Origin of the sequence: uncultured Leptotrichia sp. (assembly GCF_938036635.1) — a bacterium.
GTDB classification, from domain to species: Bacteria; Fusobacteriota; Fusobacteriia; order Fusobacteriales; family Leptotrichiaceae; genus Leptotrichia; species Leptotrichia hongkongensis.
Genome location: NZ_CALHQO010000502.1, coordinates 1 through 1,846, shown reverse-complemented (window position 1 = coordinate 1,846; position 1,846 = coordinate 1). Strand labels below are relative to the sequence as shown.

Below are 1,846 nucleotides of genomic sequence, written 5' to 3'. Positions count from 1 at the left end.
TAATCTCGGGGCTGAAATCTTTCGGTTATTTAAAAATTCGATGTTCATTGATGAAACTCCATATTCAGATGAAACATTGGTTCCCATAAAAAATATTACTATTAAAAATAAAATCTTTAGAAAAATTAGAAAATTCAAAAAATAAAGTAGAAAATATAAGTCAAGATTTTGAGATAAAAAACGGATATAAATACAAAAAATCTAATGGAGAAAGCTCAACCTTTACTCCGAGAAATCTTAGATATGCTGAAAATTTGATTAATAACCTAGTTTCTTATGAAGACTTACGAAAAGAATACTGTGAAACAGTAAATAAAATTATTAAGGTAGATAATGGAATAATGCCAGGTACAACTAAACCTTTTGAAGAAGTAACCTATACTCAAGTAGATGACGCTTATAGAGAACATTTACAAAAAATAGCACAAATTAGACAAGTATTTGATACAATTTATGGAAATGATAATGATTTGGAAAATGGAGCTGGTTGTCATTATACAGGAACACATTGGAATAATGCAAATTCACAATATAAAGCAAAACAATTTTATAATGATGAGATAATAATATTTTTGAATAATCACGGTTATGGTATACAAAATAGTGTTAATTCTCATTCAAAAAAACAAACAAAGGAAGTTATTAATAAAAATCAAGAAGAAATAGATAATCAAGAAATTGAAAGAATAATTGACGAAACAATAAATCAAATTGACCAAACTCAAAAATAATAGTTCAACAAATTCAGATGAAAGCGATGCTGAATATTCAGAATAGAAAACAAAAGAGAAAATTTTTTATTGTAAGAGCCGATTTAAGAGTTTATTTTTGTTATTTGAGGAAAATATCAAAAATGAGTTTAAATGCTCTCTACAGGGCTTATACAGAGTTACAAGTGCATATCTTAATCAACAGGGCCTCTAAAAAATGAAAGGCCCTGTATTTTGTTGCAGATTTATTTGTTTTTAGTTTTTTCATCCAATTTTTCAATAATTTCTTTATAAACACTTGGCTTTTTCAAAGGTACTTTTTCAAATATTTTTTCCATTCTTTCTATTTTTTCATCATCATATCCTGTTTTGCTTTCATCCAAATGATATACTTCAAGATAATTTATAAAATCATTTATATTATTTGTTGAACGAAGGCTTATAAATGAAAGAAAATCCTTGATTCCAATATAAAATGTATGTTTTTTATTTGGACTTCGCACAGATACCACTTTAGGATTTCTTATAGCGTCTTCTATATCTCCATAAACTACCCCATCTTTTTCATCTATCGAATTTATCACATTGAATGAAAATCCTAAATTTTCTAAATAATCAATAAAACATATTATAGCTGTTATTCTTTTATTTTCTTTAAATAAAGCACTTAAAATTTCCCTTATTTCTGACTTTTTTTCTTTTTTAAAAAATTTTTCCAATTCATTTAAAGGTATCTCAAGTATTCTAAAAAAATCAAGCAAAGTATTAAATGGTATTGTTCTTTTCCCAACTTCATATTTTTGTATACTTAATTTTGTTATATCCATTTGTTTGGCAAGATTTTCCAAACTCAATCCTTTTCTTTTTCTATAATTTCTTATTATTTCTCCCAAAATTTTATTATTCAATTCTTTATTATTTTCTTCCATAATTTTTCTCCAATCTTTGTTAGTACCATAATTATATAATAAATTTTACAAAATTTCAATAAATTTTTTAACCAAAAAGATGTATTTTTAAAAAAATATGCCAAAAATATATTGACAAATTTAAAAAATAGTGGTACAACTATATTGTGATTCAAAAGTATAATTTATTTTAAAACACATCTTTTTGAATATAAAAGTTATTCTTCT

2 protein-coding genes are annotated in these 1,846 nt (G+C 24.4%); one reads left to right on the top strand and one right to left on the bottom strand.

Annotated elements, in window-relative coordinates; translation table 11 throughout:
* The first annotated feature begins 254 nt into the window (after nucleotides 1-254).
* The gene (locus Q0370_RS10140; RefSeq protein WP_299575308.1) at nucleotides 255-731 is read left to right on the top strand and encodes a hypothetical protein; all 477 of its coding nucleotides are present in this window, start codon (nucleotides 255-257) and stop codon (nucleotides 729-731) included.
* Between the two features lie 224 nt (nucleotides 732-955).
* Here Q0370_RS10140 and Q0370_RS10135 read toward each other — a convergent pair whose 3' ends face one another.
* Nucleotides 956-1,639, bottom strand: a complete 684-nt coding sequence (locus Q0370_RS10135) for a helix-turn-helix transcriptional regulator (RefSeq protein WP_299575306.1) — start codon at nucleotides 1,637-1,639, stop codon at nucleotides 956-958.
* Nucleotides 1,640-1,846 lie beyond the last annotated feature (207 nt).

Bases quoted from the DNA above. Each gene is read 5' to 3' on its own strand.
- Q0370_RS10135 (WP_299575306.1), bottom strand. From the start codon at position 1,639: ATGGAAGAAAATAATAAAGAATTGAATAATAAAATTTTGGGAGAAATA.